This is a genomic window from Xanthomonas sp. DAR 34887, from assembly GCF_041245805.1.
Lineage (GTDB): Bacteria > Pseudomonadota > Gammaproteobacteria > Xanthomonadales > Xanthomonadaceae > Xanthomonas_A > Xanthomonas_A tesorieronis.
Window position 1 is genome coordinate 2944458 of sequence record NZ_CP162490.1, and the last position, 23595, is coordinate 2968052.

General features: G+C 66.4%; 3 protein-coding genes. All 3 read right to left on the reverse strand.

From position 1 onward, the window contains the following. Window positions 1–49: 49 nt before the first annotated feature. Window positions 50–1105, reverse strand: a complete 1056-nt coding sequence (locus AB3X08_RS12480; protein WP_369932925.1) for an efflux RND transporter periplasmic adaptor subunit — start codon at window positions 1103–1105, stop codon at window positions 50–52. Window positions 1106–1586: 481 nt separating this feature from the next. Next, a complete protein-coding gene (locus tag AB3X08_RS12485; protein WP_369932926.1) occupies window positions 1587–2612 on the reverse strand; it encodes an ABC transporter permease in 1026 nt (341 codons plus the stop codon). Window positions 2613–2650: 38 nt separating this feature from the next. After that, window positions 2651–23572: a non-ribosomal peptide synthase/polyketide synthase gene (locus AB3X08_RS12490; protein WP_369938522.1), complete on the reverse strand. Its 20922-nt coding sequence runs from the start codon at window positions 23570–23572 to the stop codon at window positions 2651–2653. Between the last annotated feature and the right edge of the window lie 23 nt (window positions 23573–23595).

The window sequence follows — 23595 nt, forward strand, 5'->3', positions numbered from 1 at the left end:
GAGGAAGTGCGGCAGGTGAAACGTCACGGTACCTGGATCACCAAGGCGGTCAGCGACTCGCGTCGGCAATCAGCACTTTGTCCTTCTCGCGCAGGAATGGGCCGGCTTTGGCGACAATGCGCAGGCCGTCGAGCGATTCCGACACCACGACTTGGTCGATGGTCTGCAAGGTCGGCGTGATCGGCATGCGCGACACCAGACCCTTGCCGTCCACACGCCAGACGTAGCTGCCGAGCGAATCCTGCTGCATCGCCGTGCGCGGAATCGTCCAACCCTCCACCTGCGCCAGATCGATGCGCGCCTGCGCGAAGATGCCCACCGGAACGACCTCTGGCGCGTGCAGGCGGATCCGCACTTCGCTCGAACGCGTGGTGCTGTCCACGTTCGGCGTGATCAGCCGAATCTCGCCAGGGATAGGCTCGGCGCGCCCGGCCAGCTTGATGCTCGCGCTCATGCCCGGCTTCAGACGCCCGACCACCGCTTCGGGCACGCTGGCATCCACCTCCATCTCGCCGTCCTTCGCGATTTCGAACAAGGCGACGCTGTCGCTGGTGAGATTGCCGATCTCGGCAGCACGCCGATAGACGAAGCCTGCGGCCGGAGCGACGACGCTGGTGCGCTGCACGCTCAGTCGCGCGTTGTCGTAGCGCGCGCGCGCGCCTTCGAAATCCGCCTGCTTCTGTTTGAACGACTCCACGCTGACCAGTTGCTGCGGCAGCAACAGGCGCATGCGCTCGTAATCGCCCTGCGCACGCTCGAAGTCCGAGCGCAGTTCGTTGCTGGAGATGCCCATGCCCTTGCCGTCCAGCACCGCCAATACCTGCCCGGCCTTGACGTAGTCGCCGACCTCGGCTTCCACGCGTTGCACCTGCAGGCCGGACAGTTGCGGAATCACCGGCACGTTCTCGCGACTGCGCGTGGCGCCGACCACGGACACCGCCTCCGCCAGCGCCTTGCGTTGTGGCTTGATCACGCTGACCGTCAGCGGTGGCGTGGTTTGGTTGGTGGTGACCGCAGACTTCGCGGATCGACCGCTGAGCAAGAGGCCCAGCAGCAGACCGGTGCCCAGCAAGGTTGCGGCGTAGATCACTGGACGCATTTTCATGACGAGACCACTTCGGTGTTTGAACGGGGGGAACGGGCCAGCGCCGAGTGCATATCGGACCGCTGCGGCAATTGGGCCGGTACCGGCGCATCGGCCGCCCCATGTCGAACCAGCGCAGGCGCGGGCAGCTGCGCCAGCGATGGCGGAACGAACCGGATCACGGGTGAATCGTCGCGTGGGTGGTCCATCGCACCTCCCCTCCCTGGACATATGGTGATGTAGGTAACCGTAACACCAACACGGACGATAGCAATGGCCGTGTGCGTCATTTGGACCCAACTGATGGCATACAGGGATCGAAACTGGGGACTGCTTCTCATGTCTGGACGCGGCGATCGCCGGCGTCGCCGTCCGCTTCGCACCGAACCGCCCCGATTCCGTCCCGCTCCACGCATGTTGCGAATGCCCGGGAATATGCCGACACGATCCCCTGCGTCCTGCACGGCGACGCGCACACGTATCGGCTCCACAGGCGCGGGGATCACCATCGGAATCTCCAGCGCGCCAGCAAGAGGATCACCACCATCCAGACCGACATGGTGATCAGCGACGGGTACAGCTGCGAAACGTCGTGCAGACCGACGCCTCCGAACATCAGCTCGCGCAGGATCGAGGTGAACGGCGCCAGCGGCGAATGCTCGGCGATCGGTTGCAACCAGGACGGGAACAGCTTGATCGAGAAGAACGCGCCGCCGAGCAGCAACATCGGCACCTGGATGAAGCTGACGATACCGCTGAACGCCATCACCGAACGACTGAACAGGAACACGATCAGGCCGATGCCCAGATAGGTCGCTGCGCCCATCGTCACCGCCAGCAACAGCAACGGATAGTTGATGTCGGCCGACACGCCGAGTCCGAACACGGAGACGGCGAGCATGCCGGCGACCACGCTGTAGGCGACCAGGACGCGCGAGAGAAACAGTCCGGCGAAGAACGGCGTTGGCGAAACGTCGATGGCTTTCAAATTCTTGAACAGCCCCGCGCTTTCCTCGCCGATCAGCACCGAGCCGAAACCGCTCAAGCCGATCAACAGCAGCGTCATCCCGATCAGACCCGGCAACAAGGTGGCCAGATAGGAGGAGCGTCGACTTACTTCCACGTTCTGCAGGCGGACCTTGGTCGTCGGCGAGACGGAAACGTCGGTCTTCAGGATCGACGCCAGCGCGATCGCCGAGATGCGGTTCTCTTCCAGCGAATTGCTCTCGATCGTCAAGTTCGCCGGTCCGCCCTCGGCTGACCCGGAGGCGCTCAGCAAGTGCTGGATCTCGTTGTTCTTGAGCGCGGCCTCGGCCTGCGCGCGTTCGCCCACGAAGGGCGCGACATGGACGAGGTCTTGCTTGCCGAGCGCGTCGACCAAGGATTTGCTGGCCGGCGCGATCTCCGTTTCCAGGTAAGAAACCTTGATCCTGTGATTGCCGGACAGCTCCAAGGGATAGCCGATACCCAGCAGCAGCACCACCGGGAAGACATAGCTGAACACCAGCGCCACCTTGTCGTAGCGCAACTGGCGCATGCGCAACTTGAAGAACACCCAAACCGTTCTCATGACTTCAATTCCTTCCCTGTCTTATTCAAGAACACGTCTTCCAGATTCAAGCGGTCCACCTGTATGCCGGCCACCGCGACGCCACGCGCTTCGGTGATGGAGAGGATCTGGCGGATCGCACCGGTCACGTCGTCGGTGGGAATGCGCAACGAATCGCTGAAGGCATCCCAGGTGGCGACGAACGTCGGCGCCATTTCCAGGGCGATCTCTTCACCGGGCGCTCCGAGACCGAGCTTGACCGCGATCTGCTGGGTCGCGTTCAACTGCGCCACCAAGGACTGGGGATCGCCACGATCGACGACATTCCCCTTGTTCATGATCATGATCTCGTCGCACAGGCGCTCGGCCTCTTCCATGTAGTGCGTGGTCAGCACGATGGTGCGGGTACGTTCGTGCTTCAGTTCTTCGATGAACTCCCACAAATGACGGCGGCTGTGCGGATCGAGGGCGGCACTGGGCTCGTCCAGGAACAGGATGTCCGGATCGCCAAGCAGCGCGATCGCGATCGACAGGCGCTGCTTCTGCCCGCCGGACAGATCGTCGACCTTGAATTTCATCTTGTCGGCCAGATCCAGGCGATCGAGCAAACGCGCAGTCGTGCCGAGCTTACGCTTGCCGCTTGCCGCGGCGCGGTACTGCGAATAGAACTCCAGCAACTCCTGGACGGTCAGGAACTGGAAGTAGTTGCTGCTCTGCAACTGCACGCCGAGCCGCGGCTGGATCTTGCGGATCTGCGTGCCCACGTCCATGCCGAGCATGGTGATGCGGCCGGAGCTGATCGGAACGATGCCTTCGATCATGCCCAGCAGCGAGGTCTTGCCGGCGCCGTTGGGGCCCAGGATGCCGAAGCAGGACCCCTTGGGCACGCTGAAGTTCAGACCCTTGACCACCTCGACATCGCCATAGCGCTTGTACAAGTCCTGCACGACGATGGCAGGTTCTGCGGTTGCGACCGGCGATGCCACGACCGCGAGGCTCGGTGCCGCCACCAGGACGGGCGCGGGTGCAGGATCGGGGGCGGTAATGGCGCGTCCATTGCGGATGGTTCCTCCCGCCGACGCGATCAAGGCGTTTATTTCTTCGACCATGGCACTGCTTCCTTTGAAGACGAATATGGCGTCGAGTCTTGCTGTGCCGGCATAAGCATCGAACACGACACCCTGCACGGCCTCGACTTTGGCGCGCAGCGCCTGGACGTCGACATGCGAGTGATCGAGTCCCTCGCCGGCGGCACGTTGGAAATTGAAGGCAACCTCGCCCTGTGCCGAGGCCAGCGTGGCCGCGGCACGGGCGTCGCCTGAGCGATGCCAGTCGAGGAAGCGAACGCCTTGGCGATGCAGCAGGTCGGCGCGTTTGATCGCGTCTTCGAGCGCGCTGTCCAGGCCGACCACGACCGGAATCTTGTCGAGGAACAGGCCGAATTGACCGGCAAAGCTGCGGTTCGCCAACTGCCTGCCGTGATGGGTCATCGCCATCGCGAAGCGATCCAGGCCGGTGACCGCTGCGATCAGGGTCCGGAACAGATCGAAGGCGCGCTTGGCTGAGCCATCGGAGGATGCCACCGGCATTTCGATCACCAGCATGCGTGCGGGCTGATCCGCATTCGCCGCGAGCGCGTCGGCAGTGGCTCGGGCGACCTGGGCCATGCCTGCGTTGTCCAGTTCGATCGCCAGCCGTTCGAGCACGGCCGGATCGTGCTCTTGCGCGCATGCCGCGACGAAATCGTGATAGCGGCCGCGGGGTGGCTCTCCGTCCTCGATCAGGATCCGGCGCAGCCCGTCGGCGATCGCTTCGAAGGAACGGCCGTCGCTGATCAGGTGATCGTTCACCATCAGCAATAGATGATCGGTGTCGCTGCGCGATAACAACACGGCGACCTGGCATAGGCGGGACGCCGCCTGCGCCCGGTGCAGCGCGGCGACGATCGCCGACCAGACCGCATCGGCGTCACTGGATGACGCCGCGCGCAGGTCGAGCCATGGCACGTCGTCGGCGCGGAACGCCGCCGGGTCCAGCACATCCCAGCTCGATGCCTCGAAGTCGGCACCCGCACGCAGCATGTCCTGGCCGCGTACCAACGCGGCGAACGCACTGCGCAGCTCGTCCGCCGACCACCAGCCGTTGATCGGCACCACGTGCTGGGACACGCGATCGTGCCATTCGATGGCGGATTTCTGCACTTCGCTGAAGGGATACCGCTCGACCACGCCCGCTGCCTCCACAGCGCGCTCGCTTTTCGCCAGCGCGGCTTCCAGGCCGGCGAGGAAGGCGCGCTGATCGAATCGGGCATCGCTGGCCGATAGCGGCTCTTCGCCAATGACGATACGGCTCGGATTCGCACCGGCGTGCAACCAAGCGCTGACCTTCTTCAACGCGGCAATGTCGGCCGGCGCCGCCGGCGACAGGCGCAGGATCCGACGCTCGCCGATGGTTTCGATGCGGTAACTCCAGTCGCGGCCGTCCAGCCATGCTTCCAGGGTGAGATCGGCGTCTGCCGCATCGCGGTCGGTCTCGATCGTGGCCGCGATGGCCTGCACCGTGCCGAGCCGGTAGATGTCGGCGAGCTTCAGCTCGATGCCCAGCGCGGCGAGCTTGTCGATTACCACCAGCACCATCAGCGAATGGCCGCCGAGTTCGAAGAAATCGTCGAAACGGCCGACCCGGTCGAGCTTCAGCAGTTCGGCCCAGATCGTCGCCAACGCGGTTTCCACGCGCCCTTGCGGGGCTTCGTATTCGCGCCGCGCATAAGCGGCATCGTCCGGCGCGGGCAAGGCCTTGCGATCGAGCTTGCCATTCGGGGTGAGTGGCAGCGACGGCAACACCACGAACGCCGCCGGGACCATGTAATCGGGCAACTGTGCCAACAGCTGCGTGCGCAGCTCGGCGATCGACGAGGCGGTTCCCGGCTGCAGCGTCACGTAGGCGACCAGCCGCTTCTCGCCCGCCGCATCTTCGCGCGCCACGACCGCCGCTTCGTGTACACCGCTGCATGCCGCCAGCTTGGCTTCGATCTCGCCCAACTCGATGCGGAAGCCGCGGATCTTCACCTGCAAGTCGTTGCGGCCCAGATACTCGAGTTCGCCGTTGGCGGTCCAGCGTGCGAGATCGCCGGTCTTGTACATGCGCGCAGCCGCCTGGCTCGCGAACGGATCGCGCAGGAAGCGCTCGTCGGTCAGCTCCGCACGGTCCAGATAGCCGCGCGCGACCTGGACACCACCGAGGAACATCTCTCCGGGGACGCCGATCGGCGACGGCTCGCCGTAGGCGTCGAGCACATACACAGGGGTGTTGAGGATCGGCTTGCCGATGACCGGCCCACCGAGCGAGCCGCGGATGCTGCCGATCGTCGCATCGACCGTGCATTCGGTCGGGCCATACATATTGTGGAAGTGGATCTTCGGAGAGGCCTTCAACCGCTCCCACATGCGCCGGCCCACCGGCTCGCCGCCCAGATAGATACTGGTCGGGCGATGCCCGCCGGTTTCGATCAGGCCGGCCGACAGCAGCACCTCCAGCTGAGACGGCGTGCTGTCCATTGCCTCGATCCGGTAGCGATCGAAGAAGGCCAGCATGGCCGGGCCGTTCGCGCGGATCGCCTGCGGTACCAGCACCAGGCAGTGGCCCGACAGCAACTGCAGGATGCCTTTCAGCGACATGTCGAACGAAAACGCTGCGTTCAAGGCGACACGCGAATTCGGCGCCAACGCGTGATGGGTGGTTTGACGCATCGCTCGCCAGAAATTGACCGGCGAGCGATGCTCGACCATCACGCCCTTGGGCTGACCGGTCGAACCCGAGGTGTAGATCACGTATGCCAGGTGGCGCGGGGTAAGACCCGCCATGGTCGGATCGTGAGCGTCCAGGGTATCCAGGCTGCCGTCATCCAGCACAAGCACCGGCGCTTGTGCAGCCTGCAGCAACGGCAGGCTCGCGTACACCCGCGCTTGGGTCAGCAACGCCTTGGGCCGGCTGTCCTCGAGCATGTAGGTCAGACGGTCCGCCGGATAGCTCGGATCCAAAGGCACGTAGGCCGCGCCGGCTTTGAGAATGCCGAGCAGACCCACGATCATCGACACGCTGCGCTCGACGCAGATCGCCACCCGATCGTCGGGCTGCAGGCCCAGGCCGATCAAGCGATGCGCCACTTGATTGGCGCGACGGTTCAGTTCGGCGTAGCTGAGCGTAACGTCTTCGCAGATCAGCGCCTGCGCATCGGGCGTGCGCCGTACCTGCGTTTCGAACAACGCGTGCACGGTCGACTCCGGATGGGACTCGTGGGCCGCGTTCCACTCATGCAACATGCGCATGCGCTCGGCTTCGTCGAGCAGCGGCAGCCGCGCCACGGTCATGGACTCGTCCTGCGCCATTCCGGCCAACAGACGCCGCCAGTAGCCCGCGTAACGGGCCACGGTCGCTTCGTCGAATAGCGCAGTCATATAGGTCAGCGCACCGACGATGCCGCCGTCGCGTTCGGCCAGGTCAAGGGCCAGGTCGAATCGGGCCTTGCTGGTGTCTTGGGCCAGGCCCTCGGTTTCGATGCCTGGCATCGACAGGCCTGCCTGGTCCTGGTTCTGCCAGGCCAGCATGACCTGGAAGATCGGCGTGTGTGCCGTGCTGCGCACCGGCTTGGTCACCTCGACCACATGGTCGAACGGCAGGTCTTGGTGCGACTGCGCATCGAGCACTTGCCGACGCGTACGCGCCAGCAGCTCGGCCACCGTCGGTGCATCGCGCAAGTCGATCCGCAGCGCGAGCGTGTTGACGAAGAAGCCGATCAACGGTTCGATCTCGGCCCGGTTGCGGCCGGCCATCGGACTGCCGATCACCACCTCTTCCTGCCCGGACAGGCGGCTCAGCAGCGCCGCCCAGCTCGCCAGCAGGGTCATGTAGAGGGTCACCCCGTGGCGCTGGCTCAGCGCTTTCAGCTTCGCGGTGAGTGACGCGTCCAGTTCCATTTCGAGTGCGGCGCCCGCGAAATCCTGATGCGCCGGACGTGGGCGATCGGTCGGCAATTCGATCAAGGTCGGCGCACCGGCGAGGGTTTCGCGCCAGTACGCCGCCTGTCGCTCAAGCTGACCGTCGGCCAGCCATTGCCGCTGCCATTGCGCATAGTCGATGTACTGGATCGGCAACGGCGGCAAGGGATCGGCCGCGCGGTCCAGCTCGGCGGTATACAGCTGGCTGAGCTCACGAAGCATCACCCCGATCGACCAACCGTCGGAGACGATGTGATGCATCACTACATACAGCGCGTACTCCTGGTCTTCCAGTTGCACCAGCAGTGCCCGCAAGGGCAGATCGGTGCGCAGATCGAAGGGCTCGGCGTACAGCGCCTCCCCCCGGGCGGCGCGCAAGGCGTCGCGGTTGCGTTCGCCACGCAGGTCCTCGAAGCGCAACCGCAGCGTCGCGTCCGCATCGACTCGCTGCATCGGTTGACCATCGATCAGCACGAAGCGCGTGCGCAGCGATTCGTGGCGTGCAACGACGCGCTGCAAGCAACGCTCCAGCGCCGCCACGTCCAGGCGACCGGTCAGGCGCAAGGCGCCGGCCGAGTGGTAAGCGGCGCTGGCGCCATCGATCTGGGTCAAGAACCACAAGCGCTGTTGCGCGAGCGACAGCGGCATATGCGGATGACGCTCGGCCACGCTAATGGCGCTCAGTTGCGCCGCGTCGCCGCTCGCCAGGCGCTGCGCCAGCTGCGACAGCACCGGCGCTTCGAACACCCAGCGCAGCGGCAGCTCCACGCCCAGCATTTGCCGCACCCGCGAACTCAGCTGCACCGCGAGCAGCGAATGTCCGCCCAGTTCGAAGAAGCCATCGTGGCGGCCGACCTGTTCGACCTTCAGCAACTGGCTCCACAACTGCGCCAGGCGCTGCTCGATCTCGCCCTGCGGCGCCGCATACGCGCGCCGCGCATACGCGCTGTCGTCCGGCGCCGGCAGCGCCTTGCGATCCAGCTTGCCGTGCGCGGTCAACGGCCAGGCCTGCAGCTGCACGAACGCCGCCGGCACCATGTACTCGGGCAACTGGCTGGCCAGGCGTTCGCGCAACCCACCGGCGTCCAGCGCCTCCTGCACAGCGCCTCCGGTCAGACAGTACGCCACCAGCCGCGGCTCGCCGCCCTCCCCGCGCGCCACCACCACCGCCTCGCGCACTCCAGGACATTCGAGCAGCTTGGCTTCGATCTCGCCCAGTTCGATGCGGAAGCCGCGGATCTTCACCTGGAAGTCGTTGCGACCGGCGAACTCCAGGCTGCCGTCGGGCGACCAGCGACCGAGGTCGCCGGTCCGGTACAGGCGCGCGCCGGGCTCGCTGGAGAAGGGGTCGGCGACATAGCGCTCCGCGGTCAGCGCGTCCCGGTTCAGATAGCCCGGCGTGACGCCGTCGCCGCCGATCCACAACTCCCCGATCACCCCCACCGGGACCGGCTGACGGTGCGCGTCCAGCGCGTAAACCTGGGTATTGGCGATCGGACGGCCGATGCTGATCCGCGCTTCCTCCGCGCTCAGCGCCGTCGTGGTCGACAGGATCGTCGTCTCGGTCGGACCGTAGCCGTTGACGTACTCGCCGCGACCGGCCCAACGCTGCACCAGCTCCGGCGTCGGCGCCGAACCGGCGGTCAGCAGCTTCATGCCGGCCGGTGCCAGCGCCGGATCCAGTTGTTGCAGATAGGCCGGCGGCAAGGCCGCAAAGCCGATCTGCCGCTCCAGCAGATACGCCTGCAGGCGCTGCGGGCTTTGAATCGTCTCCTCGTCCAGCAGGTGCAGTTCGGCGCCGCCGAGCAGGCCGGCGAAGATCTCGCCGGCCGATGCATCGAAGGTGTACGGCGCGAACTGGGTCATGCGCACGCCCGCCGCCAGCAAGCCGGCAGCGCGGCACCAGCAGCAGAAATTCACCACGTTGCGGTGCGAGACCTGTACGCCCTTGGGCGTGCCCGTCGTGCCGGAGGTGTAGATCACGTACGCCAGCTGCGTCGCCTCCATGCCAACGACCGCCGGATCGTGATCGGCATGCGCCGACAGCGCGTCGGCCACCGCCTCCAGGCGCGCCACCGGCACACCCGGCACGTCGGGCACCTGCGCGCTCGCATCCGCGATCCACAGCGCCGGCTGCGCGTCGTCCAGCATGAACGCCACGCGCGCCCACGGCAGATCCGGCGCCATCGGCACATAGGCAGCGCCAGCCTTCAGCACGCCGAGCAGCGTCTCCACCATCGGCACGCCGCGCGACAGCGACAAGGCGACGCGCGCGCCAGGCCCGATGCCCTGCGCGCCCAACCAATGGGCGATCCGATTGGCGCGGCGGTTCAAGGCCGCGTAGCTAACCCGTCGCTCGCCCCATACCAGTGCCACCGCGTCCGGGTGCGCCGCGGTCTGCGCGGCGAACAACGCGCCGATGCAGGTGTCGCGCGGATAAGGCTGCGCCGTCGCGTTCCACTGCTGCAGCACCTGCGCGCGCTCGGCCTCGCCCAGCAACGGCAGCGCCGAGACCGGCACCGTGTCGTCGTTGGCCATCGCCACCAGCAAGCGCTGCCAGTAGCCTGCGTAACGCGCCACTGTCGCCAGATCGAACAGCGCCGTCGCGTAGTTCAGACTCCCCTCGATGCCCTGTGCAGTTTCGCGCAGGCCCAGGGTCAGTTCGAACTGCGCCGTGCGCAGCGCCGTGTCCACTGCCGTCGCCTCGATCCCTGACAATGCCAATTGACCTTCGTCCTGCGTCTGCCAAGCCAGCAGCGCCTGGAACACCGGCGTGTGCGACGGATTGCGCGGCGGCTTGACCGCTTCGACCACTTGATCGAACGGCAGATCCTGGTGCGACTGCGCGTCCAGCACGCAACGGCGTGTGCGCGCCAGCAACTCGGCGACCGTCGGCGTCCCACCCAGGTCGATGCGCAGCGCCAGCGTGTTGACGAAGAACCCGATCAGCGGCTCGACCTCCTCGCGGTTGCGCCCTGCGACCGGGCTGCCGATGACCACGTCGTCCTGACCGGACAAACGGCCCAGCACTGCTGCCCAACTCGCAAGCAGGGTCATATACAGGGTCGCACCATGACGCTGGCCAAGCGCTTTCAGTCGCTCGGTCAGGTCCGCATCCAGACCGATATCGAACGCAGCGCCAGCGAAATCCTGACGCGGCGGACGCGGACGGTCGGTCGGCAGCTCCAGCAAAGCGGGCGCGCCGCTCAACGCCTCGCGCCAATATGCGGCCTGACGTTGTGACTGGCCGTCCGCCAACCATTGCCGCTGCCATTGCGCATAGTCGATGTATTGCACCGGCAACGGCGGCAGCGGATCGCTATTCCCCTGTAAGTACGCGGTATAGAAGCGGCTTAGCTCCTCCAGCATCACCCCGATCGACCAGCCGTCGGAGACGATGTGGTGCATCACCAACGCCAGCCCGAAATCGCGCTCGCCCAGCTGCGCCACCTGCACGCGCAGCAGTGGACCGCGTTCCAGGTCGAAGGCCTGAGTGAACAAGGCCTCGTTGAGTGCCGCGTTCGCTGCTTCGATATCGTCCTGATCGCGAAGATCGTGCACGCGCAGATCGGCCGCGGCCTGCGCTGCCACCTGCTGCATCGGCTGCCCGTCGATCGACACGAACCGCGTGCGCAGCACCTCATGCCGGGCCACGATCTGGTCGAGCGCATGCGACAGCGCGGCCAGATCCAGCGTGCCGTGCAGACGCTGTGCGCCCGACAAGTGATAGGCGGCGCTCGCGCCGTCGATCTGGCTCAGGAACCAGAGGCGCTGCTGCGCCTGCGACAAAGGCATGAACGGCTGCCGCGGTGCGGGCAGGACCGCCGATTGATCCGAGCGTCGTCCCGCCGCGACATGCGCAGCCAGCTGCAACAGGGTCGGCAACTCGAAGAGCTCGCGCATCGACACGTCGACATCGAACGCCCTGCGTACCCGCGACGCCAGTTGCACGGCCAGCAGCGAATGCCCGCCGAGTTCGAAGAAATCGTCGAAGCGGCTGATCGCCTCGACACGCAACAGCTCCGCCCAGATCGCGGCCAAGCGTCGCTCCGTCGCGCCTTGCGGCGCCTCGAAAGCGCGCCGCGCATACGCCGAGTCGTCCGGCACCGGCAGCGCCTTGCGATCGAGCTTGCCGTTCGGCGTCAGTGGCCACGCGGCCAACCGCACAAACGCTGACGGTACCATGTACTCAGGCAAGCGCTTGGCCAGATGCTCGCGCACCAAAGCGATGTCCAGCGCCTCGTCGGCCAGGCAATATGCGACCAGACGCTTCTCGCCCGCCGCATCCTCGCGCGCCAGCACGACCGCTTCGCGAACGCCCACGCATTCGATCAGCTTGGCTTCGATCTCGCCCAGTTCGATGCGGAAGCCGCGGATCTTCACCTGAAAGTCGTTGCGACCCAGCAGGGTGATGGTACCGTCGTTCGACCAACGGCCCAGATCGCCGGTGCAGTACATCCGCGCGCTGGCGTCGGCCGCGAACGGATCGCGTACGAAGCGCTGAGCCGTCAGCTCCGGCTGGCCCAGGTAGCCGCGCGCCACACCGGCACCGGCGATCCAGATCTCGCCCGCCACGCCGATCGGCACCGGCGCCCCGGCCGCATCCAGCACATAGACCTGCGTGTTGCCGACCGGGCCGCCGATATCGCCGACAAAGCCGCTGTCGCGCGTCATCGTGGTCCAGGTCGAATAGGTCGTCGTTTCCGATGGCCCGTACAGATTGCACAGGCGTTCGACGTTGGCGCTGGCGAGGATGCGCTCCGCCAGCGAACGCTTGAGCGCCTCGCCCGCCACATTGACCACGCGCACGCTCGGCGGAATGGCTTGCGCACGGGTCAACTCGGCCATTGCCGAGGGGACGGTGTTGATCAGCGTCACCGGCGGCGCCGCATCCAACAACGTCAGCGCGTTCGCGACCAAGGTCACCGTGCCGCCGACGGAAAGCGGTGCACCATATTCGAACAACGACAGATCGAAGTTGATCGAGGTCGAGAACAGGCAGTTGCTCAGGTCCTGTGCGCTGAAGGCCTGTGTGGCCCAACTCAGGAAGTTCACCGCGTTGCGATGCTCGATCGCCACGCCCTTGGGTCGTCCTGTCGAGCCGGAGGTGTAGATCAGGTAGGCGAGATTGGACGCGCGTAAACCCGCGGTCGTGACGTTCTCATCCAATGCGTTCGCCCACTGCGCAGCGTCGGCATCGATATCCACAATCACCGGCAAGGCTGCGTTGCCGTCTCGGTCCAAGGCCTGTGCCAATACCGGCCGGCCCACTGCATCGGCAAGCACCACACGCGGCGTCGCGTCCTGGAGGATCTGTACCAGACGCTCTGGCGGATACGTGGGATCCAAGGGCACATACGCCCCGCCCGACTTCAGCGTTGCCAGCAAGGCCACCATCATGCCGGCCTTGCGTTCCAGGCACAGACCGACCCGATCGTCGGGCATGACGCCCAGGCTGCGCAAATACTGGCTCAAACGATTTGCGCGGCGATTCAGTTCGGCATAGCTCAGCCGCTCCTGGCCGGCCACCAATGCAATCGCGTCGGGCGTACGCTGCGCCTGAGCCTCGAACAAGTCGTGCAGGCGAGCCTCACGCGGGTACTCCAATGCCGTCGCGTTCCATTCCGACAGCATCCGGGCGCTCTCGGCAGCGCCCAACAAGGGCAGGCGTGCAACGACGGCCTCGGCGTCGGCGACCATGGCCTGCAGCAGGCGCTGCCAGTAGGCGAGGTAACGCGAGACCGTCCCGGCATCGAACAGCGAGGTCATGTAGCCTAGCGCGCCCTCTATGCAGCTGCCGGTATCGCGCAGATCGAGAATCAACTCGAACGGCGCGGTCGTCGTCGCCAGCGCTTGTTCGGTGACTTCGACGCCGGCCAGCCGCAGGCGGCTCTCGGTCTGACCCTGCCAAGCCAGCATCACCTGGAAAACCGGCGAATGCGCGGTGCTGCGCGGCGGCTTCACCGCTTCGACGATCCGATCGAACGGCAGGTCCTGATGCGCCTGTGCGTCGAGCACCTTAGCTCGCGTGCGCGATAGCAGCTCGGCAACGGTCGGCTCGCCACTCACGTCGATGCGCAGCGGCAGCGTATTGACGAAGAAGCCGATCAGGGGCTCGACCTCGGCGCGAGCCCGGCCTGCGACCGGGCTGCCGATCACGACCTCGTCCTGCCCCGACAGGCGGCTCAACATCGCTGCCCAACTCGCCAGCAAGGTCATGTAGAGAGTCGTGCCGCAACGCTGGCTCAACCGCTTCAGACCCATGTAGAGCGTCTCGTCCAACTGCAGGTCGATGGCCGCGCCGGCGAAATCCTGATGCGGTGCGCGTGCACGATCGGTCGGCAGCTCGAGCAGGGTCGGTGCACCGGCCAGGGTTTCGCGCCAGTACTGCGCCTGGCGCTCGGCCGGACCGCCGGCCAACCACTGCCATTGCCATTGGGCGTAATCGATGTATTGCACCGGCAACGGCGCCGGCGCTTGCGCCACCGCCCCGATTTCCAAGGCATAGAACGCGCTGAGGTCCTCGAGCAGCACACCGATCGACCAACCGTCGGACACGATGTGGTGCAGCACGGCGTGCAGGACATGGACATCGTCCGCGATCTGCACCAATTGCATGTGGATCGGCAGTGCCGCGCCAAGATCGAAGGGCTGCGCGAGGAACGCGGCGCCGAGCGCCTTGCCGGCATTCTCGGGGTCTTGCGCGGCCCGCGCGTCTTCCAAGCACAGATCGAACGCGTCCGCGTCGACGAACTGCTGCTTCGGCTCGCCTTCCACGAGCACGAAGCGCGCGCGCAGGACCTCATGCCGCGCAACGATGCGACGCAGCGCCCGCGCCAGCGCACCGCGGTCCAATGCGCCGGCCAGGCGAAGGGCGCCGGCCGAGTGATACGCCGCGCTCGCGCCGTCGACCTGGGTGAGGAACCACAGACGTTGCTGTGCCGGCGACAGCGGCATGTACGGCTGGCGCGGCGCGATCTCGATCGTCGCCGCCGCCGACGCGGTCGCGAGCGAGACGCGTTCGGCCAAGCGTGCCAGCTCGGAGGCCTCGAACACATCGCGCAAGCTCAGTTCGACCTGGAGCGCATCGCGTACCCGCGTGGCCAGCTGCACGGCCAGCAGCGAATGGCCGCCGAGTTCGAAGAAATCGTCGAAACGGCCGACCCGGTCGAGCTTCAGCAGCTCGGCCCAGATCTTCGCAAGTGCGGCTTCCACAGGTCCCTGCGGCATCGCATAGCCACGGCGTGCGTAGGCTTCGCCATCCGGCGCCGGCAAGGCGTTGCGATCCAGCTTGCCGTTGGGCGTGAGCGGTAGCGACGGCAACACGACGAACGCGCTGGGCACCATGTAGTCGGGTAGTTGCAGCAACAGCCGTGTACGCAGCTCGGCGACGGTGGTGGAGGATTCGACCGACTCGGTCAGGTAGGCGACAAGTCGCTTCTCGCCCGGCACGTCCTCGCGCGCCAGCACCACTGCCTCGCGTACATGCTCCAATTCGGCGAGCCTGGCTTCGATCTCGCCAAGTTCGATGCGGAAGCCGCGGATCTTCACCTGGAAATCGTTGCGGCCGAGATACTCGACGTTGCCATCGGGCAGCCAGCGCGCCAGATCGCCGCTGCGGTACAGCCGTGCCCGCGGATCACGCGAATAGGGATCGGCGATGAAACGTTCCGCGGTGAGCTCCGCGCGGTTGCGATAGCCGCGGCCGACCTGCACGCCGCCAATATGCAGTTCGCCGGCGACACCCACGGGAACCGGCTCGCCATGCGCATCGAGCAGGTAGATCGCCGTATTGGCGACCGGCTTGCCGATCGGCACGATGCCGGCATGCGCATCGTCGACGCAGCGCCAATGGGTGACGTCGACGGCAGCTTCGGTCGGCCCGTACAGATTGTGCAACTGCGCATGCGGCAATGCGGCCCGGAAGCGTTGCTGCAAGGCATAAGGCAGGGCTTCGCCGCTGCACTTGACGTGGCGCAGCGAGCCGCAGCGCGCCAGATCGCTCTGCGCCAAGAAGGCCTGCAGCATCGAAGGCACGAAATGCATCACGGTAATGCCGCAGCGCTCGATGGTCTCGACCAGGTAGGCCGGGTCCTGATGGCCGCCGGGACGCGCCAGGGTCAGACGCGCGCCGGCCAGCAACGGCAGAAAGAATTCCCACACCGATACGTCGAAGCCGAAAGTGGTCTTCTGCAGGACCCGATCGCTCGCGTCGAGCCCGAACTGATCCTGCGCCCACAGCAAGCGATTGACCACGCCACGATGTTCGTTCATCGCCCCCTTCGGCAGGCCGGTCGATCCGGAGGTATAGATCATGTAGGCCAGGTGAGAGCCGCTTACCCCGACCGACGGATTGGCATCGCGATAGGACTGCGTCGAGAGACGGTCGAGATCTAGCACCGGGAACGGGACTTCCGATCCGGCTGCCAGCGCGGCGACCGTTTCCGCCAGTTCGCCATGGCTCAGCGCCACCTTCGGCGCGCAGTCGTCCAGCATGTGACGCAGACGCTGTTGCGGATACGAAGGATCGATCGGCACATAAGCTGCGCCAGATTTGAGGATCGCCAGCAGGCCGACCACCATGTCCAGGCTGCGTTCCATGCAGATCGCGATGCGGTCCTCCGCAACAACGCCCATCGCGATCAGATGATGGGCCAGGCGGTTGGCGCGGCGGTTCAATTCGGCGTAGCTCAGCGCATTGCCGCCGACGCCGTCCTCGTAGCTCAGCGCGACCGCATCGGGGCTGCGTTGCGCCTGCGCTTCGAACAGCGCATGCACCGTGGTATCCGGATAGCTGCGTTCGGTCGCGTTCCAGCCGTTCAGTAACCGGTTGCGTTCGACGGCATCGAGCAACGGCAGGCGCGCTATCGCCGCAGTGTCGTTCAGCGTCATGCCGGCCAACAGCCGCCGCCAATAACCGAAGTAGCGCTCGACTGTCGTCGCGTCGAACAACGATGTCATGTAGCTCAGCGCGCCGACGATCTCCTCGCCCTGCTCGCGCAAGTTCAGGATCAGCTCGAACTGGGCGTTGCTCGCTTCCTGGTCCAGACCCTCGATGGTCACGCCAGGCATCGACAACCGCGCTTCGCTCTGGTTCTGCCAGGCCAGCATGACCTGGAAGATCGGCGTGTGCGCGGTGCTGCGCACCGGCTTTGTCACCTCGACCACATGGTCGAACGGCAGGTCTTGGTGCGACTGCGCATCCAGCACGCGGCGGCGCGTGCGGGTCAACAGTTCCGCCACTGTGGGCTCGCCGTTCAGTTCCACGCGCAGCGCGAGCGTATTGACGAAGAAGCCGACCAGCGGTTCGATCTCGGCCCGGTTGCGGCCGGCCATCGGGCTGCCGATCACCACCTCTTCCTGCCCGGACAGGCGGCTCAGCAGCGCCGCCCAGCTCGCCAGCAGGGTCATGTAGAGGGTCACCCCGTGGCGCTGGCTCAGCGCCTTGAGCTGAGCGGTCAGGGTCGCATCGAGTACGACGTCCAGTGCGCTGCCGGCGAAGTCCTGATACGGCGGGCGCGGACGATCGGTCGGCACTTCCAGCAAGGTCGGCGCACCGGCGAGGGTTTCGCGCCAGTACGTGACCTGTCGCTCCAATTGGCCGCCGGCCAACCATTGCCGCTGCCATTGCGCATAGTCGATGTACTGGATCGGCAACGGCGGCAAAGGATCGTCGGCGCCTTCGATTTCGGCGGTATACAGACGGCCGAGCTCTTCCAGCATGACGCCGATCGACCAGCCGTCCGAGGCGATGTGATGGACTACCACGTACAGCGCGTGCTCCTCGTCTTCCAGCTGCATCAGCAACACCCGCAGAGGCGGATCGGCGCTCAGATCGAAGGGCTCGGCGTACAGCGCTTCGCCCCGGACGGCGCGCAAGGCGTCGCGGTTGCGTTCGCCACGCAGGTCCTCGAAGCGCAACCGCAGCGTCGCGTCCGCATCGACTCGCTGCATCGGTTGGCCATCGATCAGCACGAAGCGCGTGCGCAGCGATTCGTGGCGCGCAACGACGCGCTGCAAGCAACGCTCCAGCGCCGCCACGTCCAGGCGACCGGTCAGACGCAAGGCGCCGGCGGTATGATAGGCAGCGCTGGCGCGATCGAGTTGGCTCAAGAACCACAAGCGCTGTTGCGCGAGCGACAGCGGCATATGCGGATGACGCTCGGCCACGCTAATGGCGCTCAGTTGCGCCGCGTCGCCGCTCGCCAGGCGCTGCGCCAGCTGTGACAGCACCGGCGCTTCGAACACCCAGCGCAGCGGCAGCTCCACGCCCAGCATTTGCCGCACCCGCGAACTCAGCTGCACCGCGAGCAGCGAATGCCCGCCCAGTTCGAAGAAGCCATCGTGGCGGCCGACCTGTTCGACCTTCAGCAACTGGCTCCACAACTGCGCCAGGCGCTGCTCGATCTCGCCCTGCGGCGCCGCATACGCGCGCCGCGCATACGCGCTGTCGTCCGGCGCCGGCAGCGCCTTGCGATCCAGCTTGCCGTGCGCGGTCAACGGCCAGGCCTGCAGCTGCACGAACGCCGCCGGCACCATGTACTCGGGCAACTGGCTGGCCAGGCGTTCGCGCAACCCACCGGCGTCCAGCGCCTCCTGCACAGCGCCTCCGGTCAGACAGTACGCCACCAGCCGCGGCTCGCCGCCCTCCCCGCGCGCCACCACCACCGCCTCGCGCACTCCAGGACATTCGAGCAGCTTGGCTTCGATCTCGCCCAGTTCGATGCGGAAGCCGCGGATCTTCACCTGGAAGTCGTTGCGACCGGCGAACTCCAGGCTGCCGTCGGGCGACCAGCGACCGAGGTCGCCGGTCCGGTACAGGCGCGCGCCGGGCTCGCTGGAGAAGGGGTCGGCGACATAGCGCTCCGCGGTCAGCGCGTCCCGGTTCAGATAGCCCGGCGTGACGCCGTCGCCGCCGATCCACAACTCCCCGATCACCCCCACCGGGACCGGCTGACGGTGCGCGTCCAGCACGTACACCTGGGTATTGGCGATCGGACGGCCGATGCTGATCCGCGCTTCCTCCGCGCTCAGCGCCGTCGTGGTCGACAGGATCGTCGTCTCGGTCGGACCGTAGCCGTTGACGTACTCGCCGCGACCGGCCCAACGCTGCACCAGCTCCGGCGTCGGCGCCGAACCGGCGGTCAGCAGCTTCATGCCGGCCGCTGCCAGCGCCGGATCCAGCTGTTGCAGATAGGCCGGCGGCAAGGCCGCAAAGCCGATCTGCCGCTCCAGCAGATACGCCTGCAGGCGCTGCGGGCTTTGAATCGTCTCCTCGTCCAGCAGGTGCAGTTCGGCGCCGCCGAGCAGGCCGGCGAAGATCTCGCCGGCCGATGCGTCGAAGGTGTACGGCGCGAACTGGGTCATGCGCACGCCCGCCGCCAGCAAGCCGGCAGCGCGGCACCAGCAGCAGAAGTTCACCACGTTGCGGTGCGAGACCTGTACGCCCTTGGGCGTGCCCGTCGTGCCGGAGGTGTAGATCACGTACGCCAGCTGCGTCGCCTCCATGCCAACGACCGCCGGGTCGTGATCGGCATGCGCCGACAGCGCGTCGGCCACCGCCTCCAGGCGCGCCACCGGCACACCCGGCACGTCGGGCACCTGCGCGCTCGCATCCGCGATCCACAGCGCCGGCTGCGCGTCGTCCAGCATGAACGCCACGCGCGCCCACGGCAGATCCGGCGCCATCGGCACATAGGCAGCGCCAGCCTTCAGCACGCCGAGCAGCGTCTCCACCATCGGCACGCCGCGCGACAGCGACAAGGCGACGCGCGCGCCAGGCCCGATGCCCTGCGCGCCCAACCAATGGGCGATCCGATTGGCGCGGCGGTTCAAGGCCGCGTAGCTGACCCGTCGCTCGCCCCATACCAGTGCCACCGCGTCCGGGTGCGCCGCGGTCTGCGCGGCGAACAACGCGCCGATGCAGGTGTCGCGCGGATAAGGCTGCGCCGTCGCGTTCCACCGCTGCAGCACCTGCGCGCGTTCGGCCTCGCCCAGCAACGGCAGCGCCGATACCGGCACCGTGTCGTCGTTGGCCATCGCCACCAGCAAGCGCTGCCAGTAGCCGACGAAGCGCTCGATCGTCTCGCGATCGAACAAGGCGGTCATGTAGTTCAGGAAGCCGCTGATGCAGCCGTCCTTCTCGCGCAGATCCATCAACAGGTCGAGCTGCGCGGTTTTCATCGCCTTCGGCGCGCGCACCACTTCGACGTCCGGCAGGGCCAATTCGCCTTCATCCTGGCTCTGCCAGGCCAACATCACCTGGAACATCTGATTGTAGGCGCTGTTGCGCGGCGGCTTGAGCGCTTCGATCACGCGGTCCAGCAACACATCTCCGTGCGCCTGCGCATCGAGCAGTCGCTGGCGGGTACGCGCCAACAGCTCGCCGGTGGAGGGATTGCCATCCAGGTCGATCCGCAGCGCAAGGGTATTGATGAAGAAGCCGATCAGCGGCTCGATCTCTTCGCGGTTGCGGCTGGCCATCGGGCTGCCGATCACCACCTCCGATTGCCCCGACAGGCGCGAGAACACCGCCGCCCAGCTCGCCAGGATCGTCATGTAGAGGGTGACGCCGTGGCGCCGACTCAAGGCCTTGAGCCGGGCGGTCAAGGCCTCTTCAAGATGCAGATCGATCGCTGCGCCGGCAAAATCCTGCTGCGGCGCTCGCGGCCGATCGGTCGGCAGCTCGAGCAGCGGCGGCGCACCCGCCAACGTCTCGCGCCAGTAGCCGATCTGCCGATCCAGCTCGGCAGCGGGCAGATGCTCGCCCTTCCAGAACGCGTAATCGATGTATTGCACCGGCAGCGCCGGCAATGAGGCCTGCGCCTGGCCGGTTTCGGCGGCATAGAACTCGCTCAGCTCCCTGAGCATGACGCCGATCGACCAACCGTCGGAGACGATGTGGTGGGTCACCCATTGCAACTCAAACGCACGCTCGTCCAGTTGCAGCACTTGCGCGCGCAACGGCACGTCGCGACCGAGATCGAACGGCTCCGCGTACAGCGCCGAATACAGCGTATCGCAACGAGTGGCCACATCTTCGGCGCCACGGAGATCCTGAAAGCGCAGATCGAACGAAGCGCTGTCGCCGATGCCCAGCATGGGCTCGCCGTCGATCTGAACGAAACGGGTGCGCAGGATTTCGTGCCGCGCAACGATGGCGCGCCAACTGCGCTCCAGCGCCTGGCGATCCAGGTCACCAGCGAGGCGATATGCGCCACCGATATGGTGCGCCGAGGTTGCCTGACCGAGCTGGGTCATCACCCAGAAGCCGCGCACGATCTGCGGCATCGCCATGAACGGCCGGCGCGCCACCGGCGCGATCGGATTCAGGCTGGACGCGGCGATGCGCGGCAGGCGCTCGCCCAGCTGACACAGTTCCGAGGCCTCGAACACATCGCGGAACGTCAGCTCGACGCCGAGCGCCTTGCGCACGCGCGACACCAGCTGCACGGCGAGCAACGAATGTCCGCCGAGTTCGAAGAAGTCGTCGTTGCGCCCGACCTTTTCGAGCCGCAGCAGATCGGACCATATGCAGGCCAGCGTGGTCTCGATCTCGCCCTGCGGCGCCGCGTAGACGCGGCGCGTGTAAGCCGCCTCGTCGGGTGCCGGTAGCGCCTTGCGGTCGAGCTTGCCGTTGGCGGTCAGCGGCCAGGCCTCCAGCCGCACGAACGCCGATGGCATCATGTAATCGGGCAAAGCGCTGGCGACATGCTCGCGAATCGCGGCGATGTCCAGCGCCTCGTCGGCCAGGCAGTACGCGACCAGGCGCTTGCCGCCGTTGTCGTCGTCGCGCGCAACCACCACCGCTTCGCGCACGCCCGCGCATTCGCCGAGCCTGGCTTCGATCTCGCCCAGCTCGATGCGGAAGCCGCGAATCTTCACCTGGAAGTCGTTGCGGCCAAGCAGGGTGATCGTACCGTCGTTCGACCAACGCCCGAGGTCGCCGGTCTTGTACATGTGGGCGCCGGGCTCGGCGCTGAACGGATCGTCGAGAAAGCGCTCGGCGGTCAGTTCCGCCTTGCCGAGATAGCCGCGGGCGACACCATGGCCGCCGATGAAGATCTCGCCGGCCACGCCGATCGGCGCAGGAGCGCCGGTCTCGTCAAGGATATAGATCTGCGTGTTGCCGATCGGGCGGCCGACGTCGGCGAGGAAGCCGGTACCGCGATCCATCCGCGTCCACGTCGAATAGGTCGTGGTTTCGGACGGACCATAGAGATTGCACAGTTGCTCGACCTGCGGAGTGGCGATGATGCGTTCGGCGAGCGCGCGCTTGAGTGGTTCGCCAGCGACGTTCACCACCCGCACACTTGGCGGAATCGCCTCGGCGCGGGTCAGCTCCATCATCACCGAAGGCACGGTATTGATCAGGGTGACCGGCAATGCCGCGTTCAGCAGCACCAGCGCGTTATCGACCAGGGTCACGCAGCCGCCGCACGACAAGGGCACGCCGTACTCGTAAATCGACAGATCGAAATTGATCGAGGTAGAGAACAGGCAATTGCGCAACGTGTCGGACGAAAATTCCTGCAAGGCCCAGCAGATGAAATTGACGCCGTTGCGATGTTCGATGGCCACGCCCTTGGGCCGACCGGTCGAACCGGAGGTATAGATCAAATAAGCCAGGTGGCGCGAATTCAGGCCGACCGCCTGCGCCGCCGGATTCTCGCTGGACGCGTTCACCCACGCACCCGCATCAGCCTGCAGGTCGAGCACGGTCAACGACTGCGCCTGTTCGGCCAGCGCCAGCGCTTGCGCCAGCACGGGGCCGCCGACGGCATCGGTGAGCACCACCCGCGGCATGGCATCGTCGAGCATGTAGCCCAGACGGTCTGCGGGATAGGCGGGATCCAGCGGCACATAGGCGGCGCCGGACTTCAGCGAGGCCAGCAGCGCGACCAGCATGTCGGCGCTGCGCTGCACACAGATGCCGACGCGCTCGTCCGGGCCAAGGCCGAGCGTACGCAGATGATGCGCGAGGCGGTTGGCGCGTTCGTTGAGTTGCGCATAGCTCAACCTGCTGGCGCCGGCGACCAGCGCCACCGCGTCGGGCGAGCGTGCGACCTGCGCCTCGAACAACTCGTGCATGCAGGCGTCGCGCGGATAGTCGATCGCCGTCGCGTTCCAGGTTTCCAGAACCAGGCGGCGCTCTGCCTCGCCCAGAATCGGCAGGCGCGATACCGCCTGCGTCTCGTCCAGGGCCATCGCACGCAACAAGCGTTGCCAGTGGCCGAGGTATCGTTCGATGCTGTCGGCTTCGAACAAGGCGATCGCGTAGTGCAGTTCGCCGGCGATGCCGTCGGCGGACTGGCGCAGATCCAACGCCAGGTCCACGCCCACCGACTGTACCTGCGCCGGCGCACCGGCCTCGCGCAAGGCCAATACGCTCTGGAACACGGGCGCCGACAGCGCGCCGGCTAGCGACGCGGTGGATGCGACGATGCCCTCGAAGCTGGGCACCGCATGCGCGAAGGCATCGCGCAGGCGACGATCGACCCGAACCAGCAGCTCTGCGACGCTCGGCTGCCCGCTCAGATCGACGCGCAGCGGCAGCACATCGCCGATCGAGCCGGCCGGCGCACCGCCGTCGGTCGGCACGCCAACCACGACGTCGTCCTGGCTCGACAAGCGCGCCAGCGTTGCCGCCCACCCCGCCAACAAGGTGGATTGCAGGGTCGTGCCTCGACGCGCGGCGAGCGCGTCCAGGAGTGCGGTCAACTCCGAATCGATGGAGATCCCGATGCTGGCCGTGGCCGCATCCTGTCGCCCGCTGCGCGGACGATCGGTCGGCAATTCGAGCATGGCCGGCGCACCTGCGAGCGCATCGCGCCAGTAGGCAACGTGACGATCGAAATCGTTGCCGATCGCAGGGTTGACCGGCGACGTCTCCGTATCGGAGCCGGTGCGGAGCGAAGCGTCCAAGAAATTTCCGTTTGACATCCTGATCCCTGTCCTTCCTGCAT